Here is a 21,404-nt window from a genome sequence, read left to right as displayed (position 1 = left end):
TGCCGCCATGCGCTGCCTGAAACGACACCTGTCCAACACCATCTGGCGAATCATGATCGCCGACGAGGCTCACAGACGTCGACATCCTGCCGACTATTCCTCTGCAGCTTGACAAAATAGAGAGGCACCCCCGCATCGTTGGAGGTGATGATGTGGACCTCGTGCAAAAGCATACCCGCCCCGGATCTCGGTTGATGACGTGTCGATGAGGAATCGCCGGTGATTGAGGAAGATTCCTTGTCGGGTTCGGCGCGCGGGTGATCAGTGGGTGCGGATCGGGCTGCGCAGCCATATCGCCGCAGGTGCCGTGGTCAGCAAGGACAATCCACCGGAACAGGTTGTGACCCACGTCGATACGCACACCACGATCCGACAATGGACCGGCAAACGACTCGGAGCGCTCATCGAACAATGGAAGTCTCGACCCCGCTTGTATTGATGAAGGCAGAGTCCCCGGGCGTCGCTTCCGGCTTCTGTTTTGGGTCGTTGCGTAGCCCAGGGGCGGATCGAAGGCGAGGGCGTGGAGTGGGGGTGCGAACCGAGTTCGCATGTCTGGCCTCAGGTGCGGCAGGTACAGCGCGGGTGGGATTCGTCGACGGGGACGATCGTCTGGGTGCTCGTCAGGCCCGAGGCGCCTGACGAGTCAGAAGTGTAGGCGTTTCCCCCATACCACCCCGATCTCGGGTTTGTGAGAATCGAATCGACGACGACATCTGCTTCGAAGGATGAGAGTGTGCAAGCTATCTCGGCAGACTCGGTACACTTGTCGCGCCATCATCTCGCCTCTCGTCTTGCACGAGGTCGCGGCGTCAACCACGTCGACAGACGCTGCCCCCGTGTCGATTCTTGGGACAGAGACCCTCCCTGTTGTGCGACGGTCCTCGAGCAGGTGCTCGCACCTCCGGGTTGGTCCTCGAGAATGCCGCTCGGCGGTTGCGGAAAACTCGATCAGCGCGTTGTCAACAGACATCGGGACATGGCCCTGGAGCAAATTGAATGATCATGTCGTGTCGAACACAGTGGGGCGCAGGGCAATCGCCTATGGACGCGGCTCGTGGTGTTGGATGATGTGTTGCGGCCGCGGCGAATGGCGAAGTCGTCGACCCCGATCTCCACCAGCGGGCCGATAGTGGGCAGCGGGACCACCCGAACGAGCCACGGCCCTGTTGACCGCGGAACCTCCGCCGCCAGTTGCTGAGTCAGTTTCGCATCAGGCCTGGCCTCCTAGAGCCAGCCCGACTCGTGTCAGCAGTTCGGTCACCAACGGGCTACGCCGTTGATGCCGGGCGACCAGTTCGCTGACCTGCTCGGAGAAGATTTTCCGCTCGCATCGGGAATCCGGGCACCGGAACCGGCGCACCCTCAGCTGGATCACTACTTCCCGCCCGGCGACGGCCACATCCACGATCTTGCGCTGGTAGCGGCTGCGCACCGCAGGCGAGCGACACCCGCATCGCGTGCAGGCGGCCGAAATACAACAGGTCGAGGCGTCGAACTGGATCCGACTGCTCGTCGCCGAAACGCCATCAAGGCGAATTCCCGCGAGATGCGGAAAAAGCGGGCTCACAGAAGTTTTTGCGACATCATACAACACCATGAGCCGCGTCTGAATGCGATTGCCTTGCGCCCCAGCGTGTTCGACACGACATAATCATCAAATTTGTTTCCAGAGCCATTATCACGTGTCCACCAGCACGCGTCGCGGCGAGCGCAGGTCATCGAGCTTTGCGGGCCTCCGCAGCCGTTGTCGCGATGCGACCACGCTGCGATGCCTGACCGCCTTTCGGGCGAATCCTGTCCCACTCGGAGTCACGCCCTTGACCGTTTCGCATGTCCCTTACCGCTAGTCTCCGTTACGTGATATCGCAGGTGTCGCTTATCGACACCGACCGCCCGCGCGTATCGATGCGAATTCCGGAGTTCGCCGCGGATCCATACCTCGCCTACAGCGAGTCTTCTTCATCGCTACTACATAAGACACAGTCTTGATATCGACAGGAAGCCAATCGATGCCCTTCAGGGTGCTGCCGGTCCTCGATCCGAGGTTGATCACCACGTCTCATGGAGATGGCGATCTCAGCAGCGATAACCGTGGTGCCGCTGAGGCGTCGGCTCGTTTACCGTTTGCCGGGTTTGGAGTGTGAGGTGGCCGAGCAGGGAGGCGTTGATCCCGTCGAGTTGATGGAGAAGATCACGCGGGGGCTGCGCGAGTTGGCCCCGTCCGGGTGGCAGCGGTTGGAGGCCCGGTTCGCGATGACCGTCGCTGCCGAGTCGGCGCTGCTGGTGGCCGACGACGGAGTGTGGTCGATGCGGTGTCCGGTGCCGGATGCGATATGGGATGTGGTGCGTCGGCATCGGCAGGTGTCGGTTGGGTCGGGCGATGGGCCGTGGTGGCGATTGCTGGTGCGGATTGATGCCGATGGTGCCGAGGTTGCGGAAGACCGTGGTGCGGCCCCGTTCCCGGGCGAGCAGTTGTTTTCTCCGGACGCATACTTGGCCGATCTGGCGATTTATCCGCGGGATCGGTTGCCGGTGTGGTTGGCGGCGTATGTCGGGCGGGGCGAGTGGCGGTCCAGGCCGCCGCGGCAGGCCGCTGCGGCTGCTCGCGCGGATAAGCGGGCAGGGGTGCGAACGGCATCCGTAGCTGGCGAGTTGCCAGACCTCACTGTGTTATGGGCGCGCTGGGCGGTGTTATCGGCGGCGTTCGTGGCGGTCGGATCGAGGCGGGGGCCGCGGGTCGGGCCGTCGATGGGCGTATTCGAAAGCGCGGAACGCAGCGGTTCGACGCTGACCTTGCTTCCTGGCGATCGCGCGGTGTTGTCGGGCGGTGTCTGGAATGCGCCGGTCTTGGACGCCGTCTACAACGCCGGTGCCGCAGCTCCGAAATTCTTCGCGGGCGCGCCGGATTGGGTGGCGGACCCGGTGCTCAATCCGCGTGCGGCCACCGGTTTGCTGTCGTTCTGCTACTGGTGCGAGTCGGGAAGGTGGTATCGGGGAGAGTCCGCTCCGATGTCGGAATGCGCACCGGCCGTGCCTGCAGTGTGGACGGTCGAGAGCGTGGCGGGCGTCGTCGCCAGCCTGGTGGGCGAGCGAGCGGAGGACGTGTCGAAAGCCGCCGAGGCGTTGGTGTTCGCCGCGCAGTCGGGCTCGGTGACCCGCGTGACGGTCGCGAACGTCTTCGGTCACGACGACGGCGCCGATACCGACGGCGCCCTGTTCCAGTTCTTTGTCGCGGGCTTGACCGCGGACCACGCGGACGGGATCACCGAGGCGGATGCGCTCGGCCTCGTGCGCGACCATATTCACCAACAGGGTTACGGCACAACGGGATACCCGCTGTCGACATTGCGGGCTGATCGGATCGGCATGGGCTGGGTGGTGCGCTCGCCGGTGCCCGCCGGTGAGATCGCTTTGGATCGTGCGGTCTTCTATGTCGCCGATGACGGTGTAGTGGAGCGTTCGACATCGTCGGTGCCGCGGTCGGCGTTCGTGGCCGGGTTCGAGCGACGGTTCCGGTTTCGCCGAGATGGGCGAGCCCGGCCGGAGGGGGCGACGTGAACGACGAGTTTCGGCTGGATCCCGATACCCTGCGCCGGGACGGTGCGCGGCTGGCCGAACTCGGCGAGCGGGTCGGCCGCACCTATGCCGAGCTGCAGGATTGCCTGGCCGCTACGAACGGATGCTGGGGCGACGACGACCTCGGCGAGGCGTTCGCCAAGGATTTCACCCCGCGCGCCGATCAGTTGCTGGCCAGTCTGCGGGCGATGGAGGAAAGCCTGCGCGGGACGTCCCAGCAGGTCGCCGATGCCGCACTCGACTTCGAGTCCGTGGATCTTGGCGGTGCCGATCGTGTCGGCCGAGCGGCAGACGAGTTCCGTAGTCCGGATCCCGACTACGGAACGGGGACGCAGCCGTCCTCGGCCACCGCTCCTACCCCGGCGCAGGATCCGGTGACCTCGTCTCCAGCACCGTCCGGTGGGGCCGCGGACGGTGCATCCATCGGACAATCGACGTCCGCCACGCCGCCGGGTGCGTCTGCAGGACCGTCCGCGTCGCGAAACAGCCCGCAGTCTACTTCGATGGGAACACCCGACTGGCAAGGTGGTGCGAAGCCAGCCGAGGAATCGACGTCCGCCACGCCGCCGGGTGCGTCTGCAGGACCGTCCGCGTCGCGAAACAGCCCGCAGTTCACTTCGATGGGCACACCCGACTGGCAAGGTGGTGCGAAGCCAGCCCAGGATCCAAACCGTCGGCCCCGATCCAGCGCGGTATCGCCGCCGGATACCCGCCGGGATGCGCCTCGCAACCCGAGCACGGTCTCCGACCGGCGTGGGGCGACGCCCGCACGAAATGCGGGTTCCGCGGTCGGCGCGAGAAGAGAATCGCCGTGGACCAGACCACCGGCGACACTGCAGCGCGGGTCCACGGCCGCCGAGCCGGATTCGTCCGATCTTCGATCGGACTCTCCGCCGCGTTCGGGGAAGGGCGACCAGCAGCGCAAGCGTGATCGACGGCACGATACGGAACGACCTGTTGGCAAACCCGGGGCCTCACCCCTGCTCGTCTGGCTGGCGCGGACGCTGGGGGACCGGCACGGCGTCGCGGTCGTCGGTTTCGACCTGCCCGGCCTGCAAGAGACACCCGTGCGCGAGTTCGCGGCGGCCGTCGATCGGGTGCTCACCGACTACCCGGCGATTGTTCTCGACGTCGTCGCGGTAGCGGAGCTGGGTGACGACGCCGCGAGCGTGCGGTGGGGGTATGAACCGCGTGACTCGGCCGCTGCCAGGTCGATCACCCTCGATCGGCGTGTCGCGTGCGAACCGAGCCGAGGTGCCGTGACGCTGGAATCCGAAGCCGGCTCGGACGATCCGGCTGTCTACGCGGCGACGGTACGAGAACTCGGCCTGGCACTGAACAGCGCCGGGGGCGGTGTCGCCCGCAGAACCGCGCAGCACACCTTGATCGCCGAGTACATGCGCGTGATGGCGGGGCGATACACGACACTCGCCGAGCTGTTACACGGATATCGGCGCTGGCGTGCCGGGTTGACCGGTGCGACCGGCGAGGCGGGCGGCTTCGACGCGCACCGAGCGCTGGGCGCCGCGTTCGCCGATGTCGTGCTGCACAGCGAAAGTGCCAGTGCTCCCGCGAAGGCACTGCACGCGGCACTGGTCGACGCGGCCCGGCCACCAGGTTAGGCGGTGTCAGTGGGAGACGCGTCGTTGCTGAACCCTGTGGTGCAGCTGCGGGAGATGTTCGAGAGCCTGCCCACCTTCGTGCGGCGTCCGATCGAAATGGTGGTGTTCGGCGGAGACCTGCCCCGGGCCGACATCTCCAGGATGCGGTGGATGGCCGCGCAGCTGCGAGACCGGGCCGCAGAGATATCCAATCACGCGCTGGACGCGGGAAGCCTACTGGCACAGCAGGATTCGGTCGGGGTGTTCGGTGACCAATTGCGCGCGGCATTGCACTCGCACCAGGACGGCGCGGCCAAGCTGCACGAACAGGCCCTGGCCCTGGCCGATGAGGCCGGTGGCGCGGCCAACGACGCAGAGAAGACACTGTGCGTGATGTTCGCATTCGGCATCGAATTGGCCTGGCGGATCATCAGGATGCTCTCGGTCGCCTCCGCGGCCGGTCCCGCCGGCCAGTTGGCGGCGGCACCCATGGTCGAGGCGACGCTGACCGGGGGGCGGGCCGAGGTCGAGCTCATTCGCGCGACCCTGAAGAAAGCCTACGGGCAGCTCGCGGCGAATACGGTAAGCAGGCTGTCGGCATTGGGGCCGGTAAAGTTCGCGCTGACTGCGGGCAGGGCGGCCCTGCTACCCGCGGGTGTGGACGGGGGCGTGCAGCTGTTGCAGGCCGCGGCGGGATACCGGAATTTGTCCCCGATCGGGGACAACGGCGGGAACCCGAAAGGCATCGACCTGACGTCGATACTCGTCGCGGGGGCGGCAGGCGCCGGCGGTGCGGTCGGTGGCGGGCTCGCCGGTCGGTTCGCGCCAACGGTGATTCCCCGGATGGAGACCAGCCGCATGCTGACCGGACTGGTGCACGGGACCGCGGGCGCGGCGGCCGGCCTGGGCGCCGCGGCCATGATCACCGGTTGGCCGCAGGATTTCGACCACATCCTCGCGCCGATGCTCAACGGCGCATTCGCCGGGACCGTGCACGCCCACGCCCCCCGCGCTCGGTCGGTCGTGGCGGAGGTCGACGGCAGCGGTCTGTTCACCCGGCCAGACCAGCGTGTCGCCGCGCCGTCGATCACGATTTCGGCGGAAGCGGAGCATGCGTGGGAGCGCGCGAGGAGAGCATGGGCAGGCGGTCCGGACACGGTGGCCGCCGCAGGCCTTGCGCCGACCGCCGCGTCGCGGACCACCGCATCCGTTGGGTCCGGGCAATCGCGGCCGTCGGCGATGCCACATGAGCGGGTGACCGGTGGTGTCCGCGCCACACCAGACCGGTCGGCCGAGGTGCCGCGTGTGGATAGGCCTATCGACCGGGCGGCGCAGGCACCGCGTCCGGGTGGTCCTGTCGACCACAGCAACGCGACAGTACCGCCGCGTGTTGCGGCCGGTGCGGAGACAGCGCCGCCGCCGCGGGTTAGGGTGGTTGCCGCAGAAAGTATGGCGGGGGAGCATCCTGGTGGCGGGGAGCGCGGCCTTGCTGGTGGGCATGGCGTTGTCGGGGAGCACGGGCTTGCTGGTGAGCATGTTGCGTCGGCTGCTGCGATCGGTCCTGATGTGCCGTCTGACCGCGGCTCGGCCGCGGGTTCGCACGATGATGCCGGTTCGCCGGCACTGGATCATGGCGACCATGCCGATGAGGTGTTGGCTGATTTCCACGCGCGTTCTGGTGATGACGTCCCGCAGGAGTTGCGGTTGTGCAATCTTCCCGAGGTGGTGTTGAAGGCTGGGTTGTTCCGTGGCGAGGAGCGGGAATCGTTGATCGCTGGGATGGAGATCATTCGGCGGGGGACGAGCGATGAGGTGCCGGGGGGGATGGTGTTGCGGGGGCCGCAGCTGGAGGGCGGGTTCGAGATGGCGCGGCGGCCGGTGCAGATGCTGCCGGGTCAGGGCAAGACGTTGATGTTCATGTCGTACTCGATGAGCCAGGCGGTGCGGCACGGTTCGGTGCTGCTGGTGACGACCGCGGACGGGTTGGCGCATCGGGAGTTCACCGAGTATCAGCGGGTGTTGGGTGGTTTCGGGTTCGATGTGTTGCGGGCCGACCAGGAGAGGGGGTTCGGTCCGGTGACCTCGGGTCGGCCCGCGATTGTGGTCGCTACCGGTGAAACGGTGGGGCATTTGTGCAATGCCGGTCACTTGCCGCCGCGTCGGGTTGTGATCGATGAGATGGACGCGATCCTCGACCGCGGGGAGAAGAGGTTCATCCGTTCTGAGATCGCCGCCGGTGCCGCGCCCGGGGCGACGGTGCGGCAGGTGTGGGCCGCCCACGACTTCCTTGCCGAGGCGCTCGCGAAGGGGCAGCTGGCGCACGAGGATTTCGGTCTGAAACGGATCGCAGAGGAAGTCGATGTGGACCTGCCCGATGGAACCCTTGAGGTGGGGACGCAGTTTTGGTATGAGGGTCAGGCGGGGTTGACGCCGGCGGGACGGGAGAAGGTCGAGGCGCTGCCGGACGGGAAGCGTTGGCTGGGGCAGATGGGATCTTCGCGGCTCGAGATGGCCGCCGCCGCTGAATTCACCTGCCGCAACAAAACTCATTACGTGATGGATGCGGGCAAGATCGTCATCATCGACCAGGGCGAACACGGCCTGCAACGCAACCCGAAGATCTCGAGTGAATCGCGGTGGAGCGCCGAGCCTGGCAAGGCAAGCCTGGCCCAGGCCGTGGAGGCCAAGGAGATCCGGGCGGCCGAGTCCACAGGGGTGAGCGCCGAGCAACACGGGATCGTGGTGCGCGCCGATGCCGACTCGGCCAAGAGCATTACCGCAGCCGAGATCTACGGCACCGATCGTTTCTTCGATCACATCACCGGTGCTTCGGGTACGTTGACCGACCTGGGTGAGGTGCTGCAGAGCGTGTACGGGCTGCAAGCACCGCACGCGGTCGATCCGTTCAACCCGTCGCGGTTGGTGCAGGGCCAGCCCGACGTGCACGCCAACACCCGGGCCAAGCTGAACGCGCTGGCCGGATATGCCCACCAGATGTGGGATGGTGGGCAGGGCCGATTCCAGGAAATCCTGTGTCACCGCAATGATTTGGTTGAAAAGCAGGTCCGGTCGTTGCTGCGGGCGGGGGTGCCGCGCGAGGCGATCGAGGCGGTCGACGCCGACCGGATCGCCAAGTGGGGTACGGACTGGGAAACCGAGCTGGCGAAGGTCTTCGATGCCGCCGGCGAGCAGGGCAAGATCCTGGTGATCAACCGCCAGGGACAGCGTGGTGTGGATATCGCGGTTTCGGATGCGGTGCTGGCCAAGGGTGGCATGCATGTGTGGATGACCGAGGTCCCCGAACACACCTACATCTACGACCAGGCCAAGAACCGCACCGCCCGCAACGGCAAACCCGGCACGGCGCAGGCGCTGATGTCGCCGCAGGACGCGCTGATCCGCAACGCCATGCACCTGCGCGGGGTTTGCGAGGCGGTGATCCACTACGAACAAGCCGTCGCCGAGCACCGCACCGACCCCACCCTCGCAACGCAGGACAAGCTCGTCGAGGCCGGCGAGCAGCTCGCCTCGCTGGTGCCCGAACTGCAGAAGCGCGCCCACCACCACGCCACCGCCGATTTCCTCCTCCGCTACGCACCCATCACCAACCCGTCGGCCCTGATCACGGCGATGACGCCGTGGAAACCGAGCGATCTCGACGAACCTGAGCACCCTAGGGATCGGTCCGCGCGGCTGGCCGGGCTGCTGGGGATTCCCACCGCGACCGCGACCGCTCTCGCCTCGGCGCTCGGACCGAGCGAAGCGATCGACCAGAACGACGACGGCATACTGCGCGACCGGACGAACTTCCCACCCGCCGCGGTGGCAGCATCGCGTCAGCACCTCTATGAGACCGCGCCCGGAAGGGCGGTGCGATACGCGTTACTCACCGACGAGCAGGCCCTCGATGAGCTCACACCGCGACGCGACCTGCTGGCCGAGACGATCGGCTGGGATCCCGCGCAGATCGAGGGCGCGGAAGGACTGCGTCATGTCGGTGCCGCCTTGACCACCGCCCGGCTGGAGCTGGCTCGCGCTCTGGGGCCGGGTGTCGACGCCTCCGACCTCACCCCCGCAAAGGCCCGGGATGTGCTGGGCGAAGCCGTCGCTCGGCAGCTGTCCGAAGCTGGCACCCACCGGCTCGCTCCCAGCGCGCAATCCGACCCCGCGGCCCGGCGTGCCGCCGTCGACACGGTGGCCGAGGACCTCGCAGCCAGCACCGCTGTCGCCGAGAACCTGGTGGCCCGGGACCCCGCGCCCCGCACCGCTGTCGCGGAGGACGTTGTGGCCGCGGCGTCGCTCTACCTGGCTACCGCCGTCCTGCTCGACCTGGTGACCCAGATACACCGACGCAGCCCGAACAGCTGCTGCGTCAACAACGGCGTGACCGCCATTCGGGTGCTGTGCAAGGACAACGCCGAGCACTTCACCATGCCGCCCGGCGGGATACCGCTGCGCGGCCACAACTGGGACACCGTCAAATCCTCGTTCCGCCACGGCGCACCCACCGCAGCCGGCTCGCTGGAGCAGGCAGTCGCATCGCTGAAACGGCGGCCCGGAGGCATTCAAGTCCTGGTCTACAAGTGGAAGAACACCGAAGAACAAGGCAGCGACGAGGCCGACAACCACCTGGTGCTGCTGGTCAACGACAGCGAACCTGGTGATCCGCCGGACCTGAAGGTGGTCGACCTCGCGGCCTCGGGAGACGTCAGAATCGACAATGATTTCGGACCGAGAGACCTCACAGACCGCAGTGCCCTGCTGAACAAGGCCGTCAAATTCGACACCTGGCGGCGCGAACAGCGCAAGTTCATCGACCGAGTGCCCCCAACCGAGCGCGCCTTCTGGACCATCGACTTCGACCAACACGGCGATCTCATCCCCAGCCCGCACCGCAACGCACCCGCCGCCGAAACGCTGCCCCCGTCCCAGAACGTCGAGGTCGATGCGGAGTTGGTGCAGGAAATCAACTCGGTACAGCCGGGCTGGCCGGTCAACGACTCTGGCACACCTGATCTGCCGGCGACGACCGACGCGGACGCGCCCGACAAGTCGGATATTTCCCGATCGGCCGAACCTGCCCGCATTGGTAGCCGCCCGCACGACGCCCCGGACCCGGCCGAGCCCGCACCCGAAAGCGAGCAGGAATTAGCAACGCCCTCGGCCACGCCGGAGGCCCTTCAGATGGCCCTCGCTGTCGTTGCGGACATCCTATGCAGTCCAGGTATCGCACGGGACGCCCAGCGTTTCGTGATGAGGTGCTACGAGGAATACCGACAGCAGCACAGGGCCGTCCTTCAGAAGCGGTACCGAACCACTCTGGTGAACCAGCACGCGATGGCACCCGAGGAGGCCGAGCAGGCCGCCCGGGAATACGTGCGTAGCGCCGATGTGCGCCCTGCCATCGACCATGCCGCCGCTCAGAGTGTCGGCGAACTCATCCTGCACATGCATCGCGCTGCCGATCGTGCACAAATCAGCCTTCCCGGCAGCCTCGCCGACCTATACCGGGCAGAAGCGAACACGGCCAACGCGCGGACACTCGCGAAAAGCACGAAGAAGGATGCACCGGGCGGTGGCACTCGGACCGTCGGGTATCCGTCGCCGACGGAGGTTCGTCGTGCGGAATTCGAGGCTGAATTCCCGGTTATCTCGGTGCAGAGTGAATCGGACCTAACCGCAAGCGATCAGAACAGGCCGCCGCCGTGGAGCGAGGCGAGGGCGGAGCCGGATCAGCCGCCGATGCCATCGGTCTCGCCACCCGATTCCGCGCCAGGCCGGGACACGACCAGGCCGGGCGGATTCATCGGGAGCAGACCACTTGAACTCGGCGAGTCTTCACCTAGGCCGGCCTCGAAGGATGCGTGGCGGATGACGCCATGGTCAGGGCTAGAGGCACGGTCGGACCAGGGACACGGCGGGGACACCAAGCTTGGAACAGGCCTGCTGGAGATCGAATCACGGCACGGCATCCCGATAACGCGGCAAAACGAGTTCCAGGCATACGCTGACCAGCACGATCTGATGATCTATGTCCGCCCGTCGAACCCGGACTCGGTGCGGTGGATCAAGGACGGCTCTCCTGGCAAACCGGAGCTGGTCAAGTTCAAGACGATCAATGCGGACGATGTCGAACTCGGCGCCGCAGCCGACAAGAAGGGCCTGGTCGGATACTTCCGGTTCCCCGACCCGGGGCAGGGCGACCTGCGCCTGCCGGAGCGCGGCACCCGCCGCGAGGAGCGCTGGAATCGCCTGCAGGCCAGGTTGGACGAGCGTGTGCGCGAATACGAGGCACTGCAGTCGGGGATGGCGACCCACATAGCCGCCGGTCGGTTCGAGGTGCGAGATGGTGTGGTGTACGGACGCGACCGCGGGGGCGAATTCCGGCCGCTCACTGCGGATCACGACTTGTTCGATATCCGCCATGCCGACGGGCGCAGGCTCACACCCGAAGAGAACTTCTTGCATTTCGACCAGACGCACTCAGCGGGCATGGGTGTCGAGCATCCGCCGCTGGCGAACTGGAATCCGGTGACCGCCCGCGACTGGGGCGAATACCTGAAGCTGATGGACCAGCACGGGGTCGATGGCGAACCGCTGGTACTCTTCCAGCCACGTCGAGAGCCCGTCCTCGCTTACGTAACGGCGGTCGAGCGCGCCCAGATCGCGCGCGACCGTGACGCCGTGCTACGAGGAACGCTGCAGAACTCCAAAACTCGCCTGAAATGTCTGCGAGCCGAGTACCCCGAACAACACGAGGCCATCACGGAGCTCGAACACCAGATCGACGAAGTCCGCGAGATGATCGACTGGAACCTCGCCGAAGTGACCGCTCCCGGTGACACCGTCGCGCCGTACGGCGACACCGATAACACGCCGCCGACCCCATTGGACAGCGGTTCCGGCACGGGCGAGGGCAATCTGGAGCCGGACGGACTCATCGCCAGCAAGCTGGCGGAAACGGCCGATCCTGCACACCAAGGCCCTCAATCGGATTCGGAGACAGGCGAGGCGCCCTCCCCTGCTGATGCGACAACGAGGTCGGGCGATGGTGGCCATACAGTTCGGGGGCAAGCGGGGGGCTGGCAGGGGGCGGCGGATGAGATTCTCGCGCTGGGTGAGGCATTGGCCGGTCAGCCCGCCGCCGAAGGAGTGGGGCAATGGCTGACCGACACGTTCGAGTTGTGGCAGCGAGCCGAGCATGAGGTAGCGGAATCGGCCGAGGCGGTCGATGCGGCCATCTCGGGCGCGCATATCGATCAGGAGGTATCGCGCTCGCCCAATGTCAAGCCTATCGTCGGGCATCCACAGGTCGCGGTGCGTATGGGCGATACCGACGCCCCGCAGTCTCTGATCGTTGCAAGCATGAGTCGGCACGGCCATGTGCTGCGCAAGCTGCTCCTCGACCCGGAGCACCAGGGACTGCTGGACAGCATTCCTCGGCGCGGCGGCCGCATGCAGGTCGGCTACGTCGAGATAGAGCCGCAGCCCGATGGTGGAATAACCCACCGGAATCTGCAGCCGGAGTACACCGACCGTAGCCGAAACTGGATCCCGAGCCTGCTGCTGGACCGGTACCTGCGGTTGAGTACCGAGGGAGCTCTCGACAACCCGGGAACCAAACCAGGGAGACCACCAAAACGACCGAGTTTCGATGAGTGGACCCGTGGTCTGCCGCCGGGTGTCTTCAAAGGCCACGACGACACCGCCTACACGATGACGACCGACGGTCACATACTGGTCGATCATGCGGTCGAGCAGGGGTGCCGGTCGCTGAGGCAGGGTGAGCCCGATGATCCGCGCAGTCCGATGGCGGTGCTGCGTCGCCTGGTCCTCGAAGCGCCCACCCGCGACGATGTCGCCTACCTCGAACCCATCCAGGAACGACCGAAACTCCATACAGACCAAGCAACCGAATCGTTCGACCTGGGTGTCATGTGGGCGCATGCGAGGCTGGTGAAAGACCCTTCCGGCCAATGGCGGCTGCTCGAGCGCTCCGACCCGGGCTTCTCCCCAGACGATGTCCTCGCACACTGGTTCGGGCATCTGCGTGCCAGCAGCCGCGGACGGTTGCTGAACCTCATCTGGCAGCGACTGGACGGCAAAGCGTCAATCGACCCAAACGAAAACCCCGACTCCTTCGCCAGTCCGAGCGATGTCGAGGGCCGCACCGGTAGCAACCGCTCGCGAACCGGGCAAGACGGACCTCCTGGGTACATCGGCAGCCGCCCATCGATGGACGAAAACGCGCGGCGACCGAGCGAATTCGAACCGAGCCATCCTGCGCAGGAAAAACGCCCGTCGACACCATGGTCACGTACGGGCTCGACCTCGAAGCCGACATTCGACCAGTTATGGCACCAGCATTCCGAAGCCGTGTACGCGACGATAGCGCAATGGTATTCCGACCCCACACTGCTGAGTGCCCTCGTCAACGAAGTACAAGAAACCGCACGCAACCGCATGCCACTGCGCGACGACTCCACTGATCCAACCGCGTGGCTGACCGACCTGGCCGCAGCAGTGGCAAACGACCCAGCGAACTGGGCCGACTGTACTCGCCGCGCACTGCCGGAGCCGCTGTCGCATACCGGGTTCGGCTATGACGTGGTACATGAGCCGGCGCAGTCGCTATCGGCGGAGCGAGCCGCCGCCGCGTTGGTGGCTGGCGCGACATGGGAGTCGCTGTCGTCGGCTCAGCTCGACGCGCTGGTGCGGGAGCGTCCACGGGATGTGCTGGAGACCGACGCGCCGTGGCCGGTGCGGCATGCGGCGTCGATGATGCTGTTGGTTCGTGACCGCGAGGAGATTTGGAACGGCCCGCCCGCCGACCTTGCCGCCGAAACAGAGCCAGAGATCGCCAGGGCGGAGCTTGCCGCGTTGGCTGTTCGGTCGCTGCGGGTGACGGAGACTATTGCCGCGTGGCGCGCACTCCAGGCGCGGGTCGCGGTGCTCGGTGATCGGTGGCGGGCTTGGCTGGTGTTCTACGATGCGCGGACCGGCACGGTCGTCATGGCCGTGACAAACAGCGAAGGCGTGTCGGGTTCGATCGTCGGGCATGTGGTGGCCGAAGGTCCCACAGTGCGTGACCAGTTCGCTCGCGCCATTGACCATCTGGTTGCCGACGCCCATAGGGCGAGCGAGGACGAGTCGATCAGCGTGCTGGCCTCGATCGGTGACCGGGTCGGCGAGGATCCCTTCGGCGGGGCTATGGCAGCTCGGCCCGTCGGCGCCGTGCCGACAACGGTACATGGTGTGCCAGACGACGCCGATCTGCCGTGGAGTGAGAAGGTCGCGGTGGCACCCTCTTACCCGGACCAGCTCGAGCCGAAGACGGAGCCGGGCGACCTCATCGGCAGCAGGCCGCAGGAGCAGCCCGCCGAAGTCACCGCACGCGAGCAGCCCATGCCTCCGCCGACACCGTGGACCAAGTCGAGGACGGCGCGGGACCAGCCCCGGGCGGAGAGCAGCGAATCGGAGCCGGGCGATGGTCGGCGTGACCTGATCGGCAGCAGGCCGCACGAACCAGCGGAGACACCTGGCGGATGGAGTTCGGCCAAGATGCCTGACCGGGGGCCGCTTCCTGATCCCGCAGGTTACACGACGATCGAAAAATGGCTCGGGGATGTCCGGGAGCACTTCGGGCTGAGCCGACCGCAACTCGTTGAGCGCTTGGGACGGAGCAAGCACAGCGTGCGCCGCACGGAGACGGGAGAACGTCGCGTGACGGCTGGCTACCTGCGGGCTTTTGGTAGTGCTCTGGGTATTCCTGATGGCGTTCTGCGGACTGCGGTGCGGCGCTTGGCGCCGCACCTCGCGGCCGATTTCACGGAATCGTTTCCCGATCCGGCGAATCCCGAATACACGGAGATCGAACACTGGCTCATAGCCGTACGACGGCACTTCGGGCTGAACCAAACGCAACTCGCCGAACGCATAGGACGAGACTTCGACACGGTGAATATCGTGGAGAGAAGGGGCCGTCGTGCGACGGCCGACTATTTGCGGGCTTTCGCCAGAGGCATGGGTATCTCCGATGGCGTTCTGCGGACTGCGGTGCGGCGCTTGGCGCCGCGGCTTGCGGCCGATTTTGCTGGATCGATTCCCGACCCGACGAAATACACCTCGATCGAACGCTGGCTGATAGACGTCCGACGGTACTTCGGGATGTCTCAACCGGAACTCGCCGAGCGCATAGGAAAAAGCGAACAGAGTGTGCTCCGCGCGGAGAGGGGGCGTGGACGTGTGACGGCCAAATATTTGCGGGAATTCCGCAACGGTCTCGGCATCTCCGAAGACATTCTGCAGTCTGCTATGGAGTTAGCACCGCATCTCGCGGACCACGGAAAATCCCAACGCACCGCGAGCATCCCCCGTCGGCGCGAGACGCCCGGCATGGTCGACACCAGCGACCTCACATCGGACACCGCCAATCTACCGGATGCGCCAGACCGGTCCCGTTGGTCATTCCCGGATCGCCATACCGCGAACACATTCAACCAGTACCTGCGGGAATTCGCAGCCATGAACCGTATTTCTATGCAAGAGGCCGCGAACATATTCCGAGTAGACAGAAGTAACCTGAAAAATCCGGTCAAGAAGAGTGACGAGATTCTCGTGTTGGGGGCATATGACCGTTTGCTGCATGAGTCGGGAATTCCCTGGAACGCGTTCGCCGAAGCCTGGGAATATTCCTACCGAATGAATCCGGCGGGGGAAGCCATGCCCGACCCGGACACCATAACCCCACTAGGAGAATGGCTGAGACAGACCCGTTTCTACCGCAGAATGACCAAGACCCAACTCGCCCAACACGCCAACCTGAGCACTGCGGCGGTCTATCGTTTCGAGACAGAACGACGGCGGCCGTCGCCGGACGTCTTGAATATACTTTTCGAGGGCTTGGACGTACCGCCCACGGTACGGAAAACAGTCTTTGAGAAACTATACAACTCTCGTCCGGAGGACACCGATCAGGAAGACGCATTCGATTGGGGCAATGTGGCCTTCCCAGCTCCTCACACCACGAGCACGCTCGTCGACTATCTCCGAAAATTAGCGAAGGAGAACAAGAGCACCCTGCATCAGACAGGGGTACTGTTCCAAGTCGACCTTGAGGTCCCACACAGGGGCGTGCAGCGTGAGGTTTTCGTGTTGCAGGTATACGACCGCTGCCTGCACAAGTCGGGAATACCGTGGAACACGTTCGCCGAAGCCTGGGGATACGCCTACCGGATCAACCCGGCCGGAGAAACCATACCCGACCTGGACGCGACCATCCCACTAGGCAAATGGCTGAAAAACCTCCGCCTCTACCGCAGGATGTCGCAAACACAGCTCGTCGAACGCAGCAACCTCACGCACTCGAAGATCTCCGATTACGAGGGAGGACACCGTCAGCCGTCACTGAATACTATCAATGCGATTTTCGATGCCCTGGACGTTTCGCCCGAGACACGTCGAAAAGTACACGGACTCTACTACCCGAGTCCGGCAGACTTCGATCAGGAAGGCTCATTCGATTGGGGCAATGTCGGCTTTCCCGATCCTCGCACCACGGGCACACTCGTCGACTACCTCCGAAAATTCGCGGAGAAGAACAGGATTACCCCGGAACAGGCCGCGGTCTTGTTTCGAGTCAGCATCGATACCCGCGGTAAGAGGCGCGTGAATGAGGCTATCATGTTGCAGATCTACGACCACGTCCTGCACAAGTCAGGAATACCGTGGAACACGTTCGCCGAAGCCTGGGGATACGCCTACCGGATCAACCCGGCTGGAGAAACCATACCCGACCCGGATTCGACTATTTCACTAGGAGAATGGCTGAAAGACTTTCGCTTGTATCGCAGGATGACCCGAAAACTACTCACCGAACTCAACCACACCGGCGTTTCCGATACGAAATTATCAATGTTCGAAACAGCGTCCCGGCGGCCGTCGCCGCCTACTTTGGATCGACTATTCCACGCTCTGGATGTACCACCCGAGATACGTCGCAAAGTTCTTGAAGTCTACTATCCTCATCTGCGAGGCGTCCGCCGTGAAGACTGGTCCCGTTGGAGGTTCCCCGACATCGATACCATTGGCTCATTCAGCCGGTACCTCCAAGAATTCGCGATCGTGAACGGGATCTCTCGGAGGCTGACGGCGGATCTGTTTGGGATCGGTGAAACAATCCTGTACCCACCGGGAATGAAGACTGACGAACAGCGGGTATTGCGAGCCTACGACCGCGGCCTGTGTAAATCGGGGATCGACTGGAACGTGTTCGCCGAAGCCTGGGGATATTCCTATCCGATGGATCCGGCCGGGGAAACGATGCCCGATCCGGCCATCGCCACCTCGCTGGGCGAATGGCTGAGACACAGCCGACTATACTGGAGGTGGACCATAAAACAACTCGCCGAATATACGCAACTAAATAGATATACAATTGAAGCTTACGAGATAGGGTCACACCGGCCGCATCTCCGGAGTCTGCGTCGAATTCGTGATGCGACTTATATGCCGCAGGAAATTTTCGAGGCAGCGATCAAGCGCTTCTGCGCGGATCCGGGTTGGCCTGCGGCACCTGAGGATGAAGCGGAGGATTTTCGGCGGTTGATTGCCACTCCAGTGGGATCGACGGAAGAAAAACGAATAAGCTGGGAAATCTACAGCAAACATGCAGAAATCGTTGCGGCGGCAGCACGGTCATGGCACAAGTACGACGACCGCGAGGAGATCGCCAGCCGATTACGAGAAGCGGTACATTCCGCGATCGGTAACCACATACCCGAGGGTTCATTTGCGGCTCATGCCCGTGCCACCTGCCGCGGCATGATCATGCGTCTTTCTCTCGAGGAGCGATTTCCAAATCTCACCGAAGCGCAACGTCGAGTCGTTGGAAAAGTCAACGCCTTCATCAACCGCTACAAAGACATGCATCAGGGGAACAAACCCACCGACACCGAGATCGGCGCAGCCCTCGGCCTCGGACCGGACCAGGTCTACGCGGCACGGAAGGACCTCGGAGCGAAGGGAACCACCTCTTTGGACGCCCCACCGCCCGAAGACCGACCCGCGGAAGTGGCCGACCCCACCCCGTCCTCCACCGTGGCCGAGTTCGAGACTCTCGACGAAGCCGGTGGTGAATTCGCAACCGACGTGCGCGACGCGCTAGCGGCCCTGCCGGACCCGCAGCTGGCAGAGCAGGTATTCGTGCTCCATCTGATCAATGAATACACCATAGACCAGGTGGGTACACGACTGGGGATCGCACCGGACGAGGTCCAGCACCTGGCCGAGCAGGCCAGCAGCGTGCTACGTACGGCATTCCGCCGGCTCAACCGGCGGCCAGGCGGCACGGCGTCCGCAGACGCGGAAGGCGCGTGATCGTGTCCAGGCCGATCCGAACCGTCTACGATCGGCCCGCACGCGCACTGACACTGACTATGGCCTGATAGGCAGCAGTCCGCATGAACTGGCGGAGACACCTGGTGAATGGAGTTCGGCCGAGATGCCCCGGCAGCGTCGACCGGTTGGGTGCCGTCGGAGCAAGCGCGCGCACACATTCGTTTCAATTCGTGCGCTGTCGATGGAGGACCTGACCCGACGGAGTCGCGAAACAACCGGCGCCGATGGTGGCAGGTATCTCCTCGCTGGCCCCGGCCCGACCGAGCGAAACCGAACACACCGCGCCATTGCCAACAAACAGGCCGAGATCACCGCCAAAGGCGGCCACACCACTGGCCTTGGCCGCACCGCCGCGTGACCACCGACTCGCGCGACATCTGCCCGCAAACCGGCCGTGCCCAGCTCGGCTACAACCGTGTCCGCGTCCTGCTAGCCCACCACGGTAACCGACCCACTCCGCCACCCGTCTCGGCGAGGCCAACGTCTCCGCCTACATCATCATGGCCAAGACCGGCCACAAATCCCTATGGGCGGCACAGCGCTACGTCGAACCCGGACTTGCTGCCGTCCGCCATGCCACCGGGACGTTGTCCTCTGAACCGTCGACTTAGAGGTCGCGCAGATTGGGTGATTCGTCGCCCTGAGATGAAGTGTCGGCACCGGCTTGATGATCATGAAGTTGCTGAGGTTTCGTGATCACCAGGAGTTCCGTGCCTGCCTTGCCATCATGGCTGACCGCCCCGTTGTGGGACCAGTTCGCCGCGTTGCTACCTGTCCGTCCCGAGTTCGATCCGGTCCATCCGCTGAGCTGCCACCGCCGCCGGATCCCGGATCGGGTCGTGTTCGACAAGCTGCTGCAGGTGCTGCGGTTCGGCTGCTCTTACCAGGGCATCGCCGACACCACCTGCTCAGCCACCACGGTTCGCAACCGCCGCGACGAATGGATCGAACTGGGTATCTTCGCCCAGCTGAGGACTATCGCTCTGGATGCCTACGACCGTATCGTGGGTCTGCTGCTGGACCATGTCGCCGTGGATGGCAGCATCACCAAGGCTCCCGGCGGTGGCGAGTGCGCTGGCCCGTCCCCGGTTGATCGCCGCAAGCAGGGCATGAAACGCTCGATGATGGTCGAGGGCTATGGCATCCCCTTGGGTCGGGTACTGGCCGGCGCCAACCGCCACGACTCGCCGTTGCTGGCCCCCACCTTGGACAAGCTCGGTGATCTCGGTCCGCTACCCGCCGAGATCACCGTGCATCTGGACTCCGGCTACGACTCGGGCAAGACCCGCACCGAACTCGCCGAGCGCGGCCTGCGCGGGCAGATCGCCCACAAGGGCGAGAAAGCACCCATCCAGGCCAGCCAACGCTGGCACGTCGAGCGTACGAACTCCTGGCACAACACGTTCAACCACCTCCAACGCTGCTACGACGCCGCGAGGTCGTGATCGACGCGTTTTTCGACCTCGCCGACACGGTCATCATCGTGCGCAGCCTGATCCGAAAAGCATGGACCCTCTACCGGTGGGACACCCGACCAGGACGCCGCCCATGAAGACCACCATCTACCTGCCGAAATAGCATCGGCGGCGGTATTTCTCCACCGGACAAGTAACCTATCCGGGCAATGGCATACGTGATGACCAATTACATCGCTGATCCAAGACTGATCTCAGGTCCGGCTGTGGCAGCCGAAATCTTCGACGAGGCGGTTCACGAGATCATGTCGCACAGTGGGTGTGGCCAGTCCCTCTGGTTCGCGGTCGAGGGTGGCCTCAAGGAGCTGCGGGTTGATATAGATTGAGGTTCCGACTTATATCTCCGGTAGCGGTTTCGTAGTCGGGGTAGCTGCCCGTAGCGTGCCGCAGCGGGCCGGGTGGTTTGACTCCTGAGGTTCCTGTCGCCGCAGCATTCTCGGGCTGACTCTGCGGGGGTATGTCGCGCCACCCGGCCTGCGTTCGCGGCGTGACCGAAGAGAGGCATGACCACAAGTACGGGCAAGGTACTGGAAGTCGGATTGTCCGCCGCGGATCCCCACCCGAACAGGAGAGAGGGACCCGTTACCCATGGTCGTTATCGGTGTCGATCCGCACAAGAGCACGCACACCGCCACCGCGGTGGACCCGAGCACAAACATCGATCTCGGTTCGATCCGGATCGAGGCCACCTTGGCCGAATACCGACGACTGATCGCGTGGGCCAGGCGGTGGCCGCAACGACAGTGGGCGGTGGAGAACGCCGACGGACTCGGACGCCATCTGGCCCGATGGCTGATCGCACGTGGTGAAACGGTGCTGGACGTGCCGACCACCGCGACGGCGCGGGTGCGGGAGTTGTCCCGCGGCGGCCGACGCAAGAACGACCGGATCGACGCTGCCGCAGCGGCCTGCGTCGCCGCACTCCAAGGTGAAGGCCGCCTGGTCGTGCCCGACGAGCACTCCGATGCGCTACGGATGCTGGACGAGAGACGAAACAACCCCTCCGCCAGCAGGACCCGCACAGTCAACCAGCTGCACGCACTGCTGAGGGAGCTACTGGCCGGCGGAGCCCCGACCGGCCTGAGTGCGAACACCGCCGCCACTGCGCTGCGGGGGTTGCGGGCACAGACGCTCTCCGATCGGGTTCGCGTGGGTCTGTGCAAGGATCTCATCGCTGATATTCGACGCCTCGACCGGCAGCTGGCCACAAACCAGGCCGATATCGATCAGTTGCTCGTCGAGCACGGCACTCGGTTGCGGACAGTCGACGGTATCGGTCCGGTGCTGGCGGCTCGGCTCATCGGCCGCACCGGCCTGGCGACCCGCTTCGCGACCGCAGCCGCGTATGCCACCT

At 64.8% G+C, this 21,404-nt stretch carries 6 protein-coding genes and 1 pseudogene; 6 read left to right on the top strand and 1 reads right to left on the bottom strand.

What is annotated here, in order from left to right; genetic code table 11:
- Positions 1-1,210: 1,210 nt before the first annotated feature.
- On the bottom strand, positions 1,211-1,597 hold the full coding sequence (locus tag ABZ824_RS39125; RefSeq protein ID WP_356969927.1) for a transposase family protein: 387 nt from the start codon (positions 1,595-1,597) through the stop codon (positions 1,211-1,213).
- Positions 1,598-2,145: 548 nt separating this feature from the next.
- On the opposite strand from ABZ824_RS39125, the gene ABZ824_RS39120 reads away from it, so the two are divergent.
- From ABZ824_RS39120 to ABZ824_RS39095, 6 genes and pseudogenes are all read left to right on the top strand, one after another.
- The gene (locus ABZ824_RS39120; protein WP_356969925.1) at positions 2,146-3,558 is read left to right on the top strand and encodes a hypothetical protein; all 1,413 of its coding nucleotides are present in this window, start codon (positions 2,146-2,148) and stop codon (positions 3,556-3,558) included.
- Entirely contained in the window at positions 3,555-5,198 is a 1,644-nt protein-coding gene (locus ABZ824_RS39115; protein WP_356969923.1) for a hypothetical protein, read from the top strand. The genes ABZ824_RS39120 and ABZ824_RS39115 overlap by 4 nt, the downstream gene beginning before the upstream one ends.
- 24 nt (positions 5,199-5,222) lie before the next feature.
- A complete protein-coding gene (locus ABZ824_RS39110; protein WP_356969921.1) occupies positions 5,223-18,554 on the top strand; it encodes a helix-turn-helix domain-containing protein in 13,332 nt (4,443 codons plus the stop codon).
- Between the two features lie 731 nt (positions 18,555-19,285).
- Positions 19,286-20,127: pseudogene (locus ABZ824_RS39105) on the top strand (IS5 family transposase).
- 84 nt (positions 20,128-20,211) lie between these two features.
- Positions 20,212-20,376: a hypothetical protein gene (locus tag ABZ824_RS39100; RefSeq protein ID WP_356969919.1), complete on the top strand. Its 165-nt coding sequence runs from the start codon at positions 20,212-20,214 to the stop codon at positions 20,374-20,376.
- A 262-nt stretch (positions 20,377-20,638) separates the two neighbouring features.
- Positions 20,639-21,404: transposase (locus tag ABZ824_RS39095; protein ID WP_356969917.1), on the top strand; the 766-nt coding region annotated here is incomplete at its 3' end.

Origin of the sequence: Nocardia sp. NPDC047038, from assembly GCF_040644075.1 — a bacterium.
GTDB classification, from domain to species: domain Bacteria; phylum Actinomycetota; class Actinomycetes; order Mycobacteriales; family Mycobacteriaceae; genus Nocardia; species Nocardia sichangensis.
This window is presented reverse-complemented; position numbering and strand designations above follow the sequence as displayed.

Bases quoted from the DNA above. Each gene is read 5' to 3' on its own strand.
- ABZ824_RS39125 (WP_356969927.1), bottom strand. From the start codon at position 1,597: ATGGTGTTGTATGATGTCGCAAAAACTTCTGTGAGCCCGCTTTTTCCG.
- ABZ824_RS39100 (WP_356969919.1), top strand. From the start codon at position 20,212: ATGACCAATTACATCGCTGATCCAAGACTGATCTCAGGTCCGGCTGTG.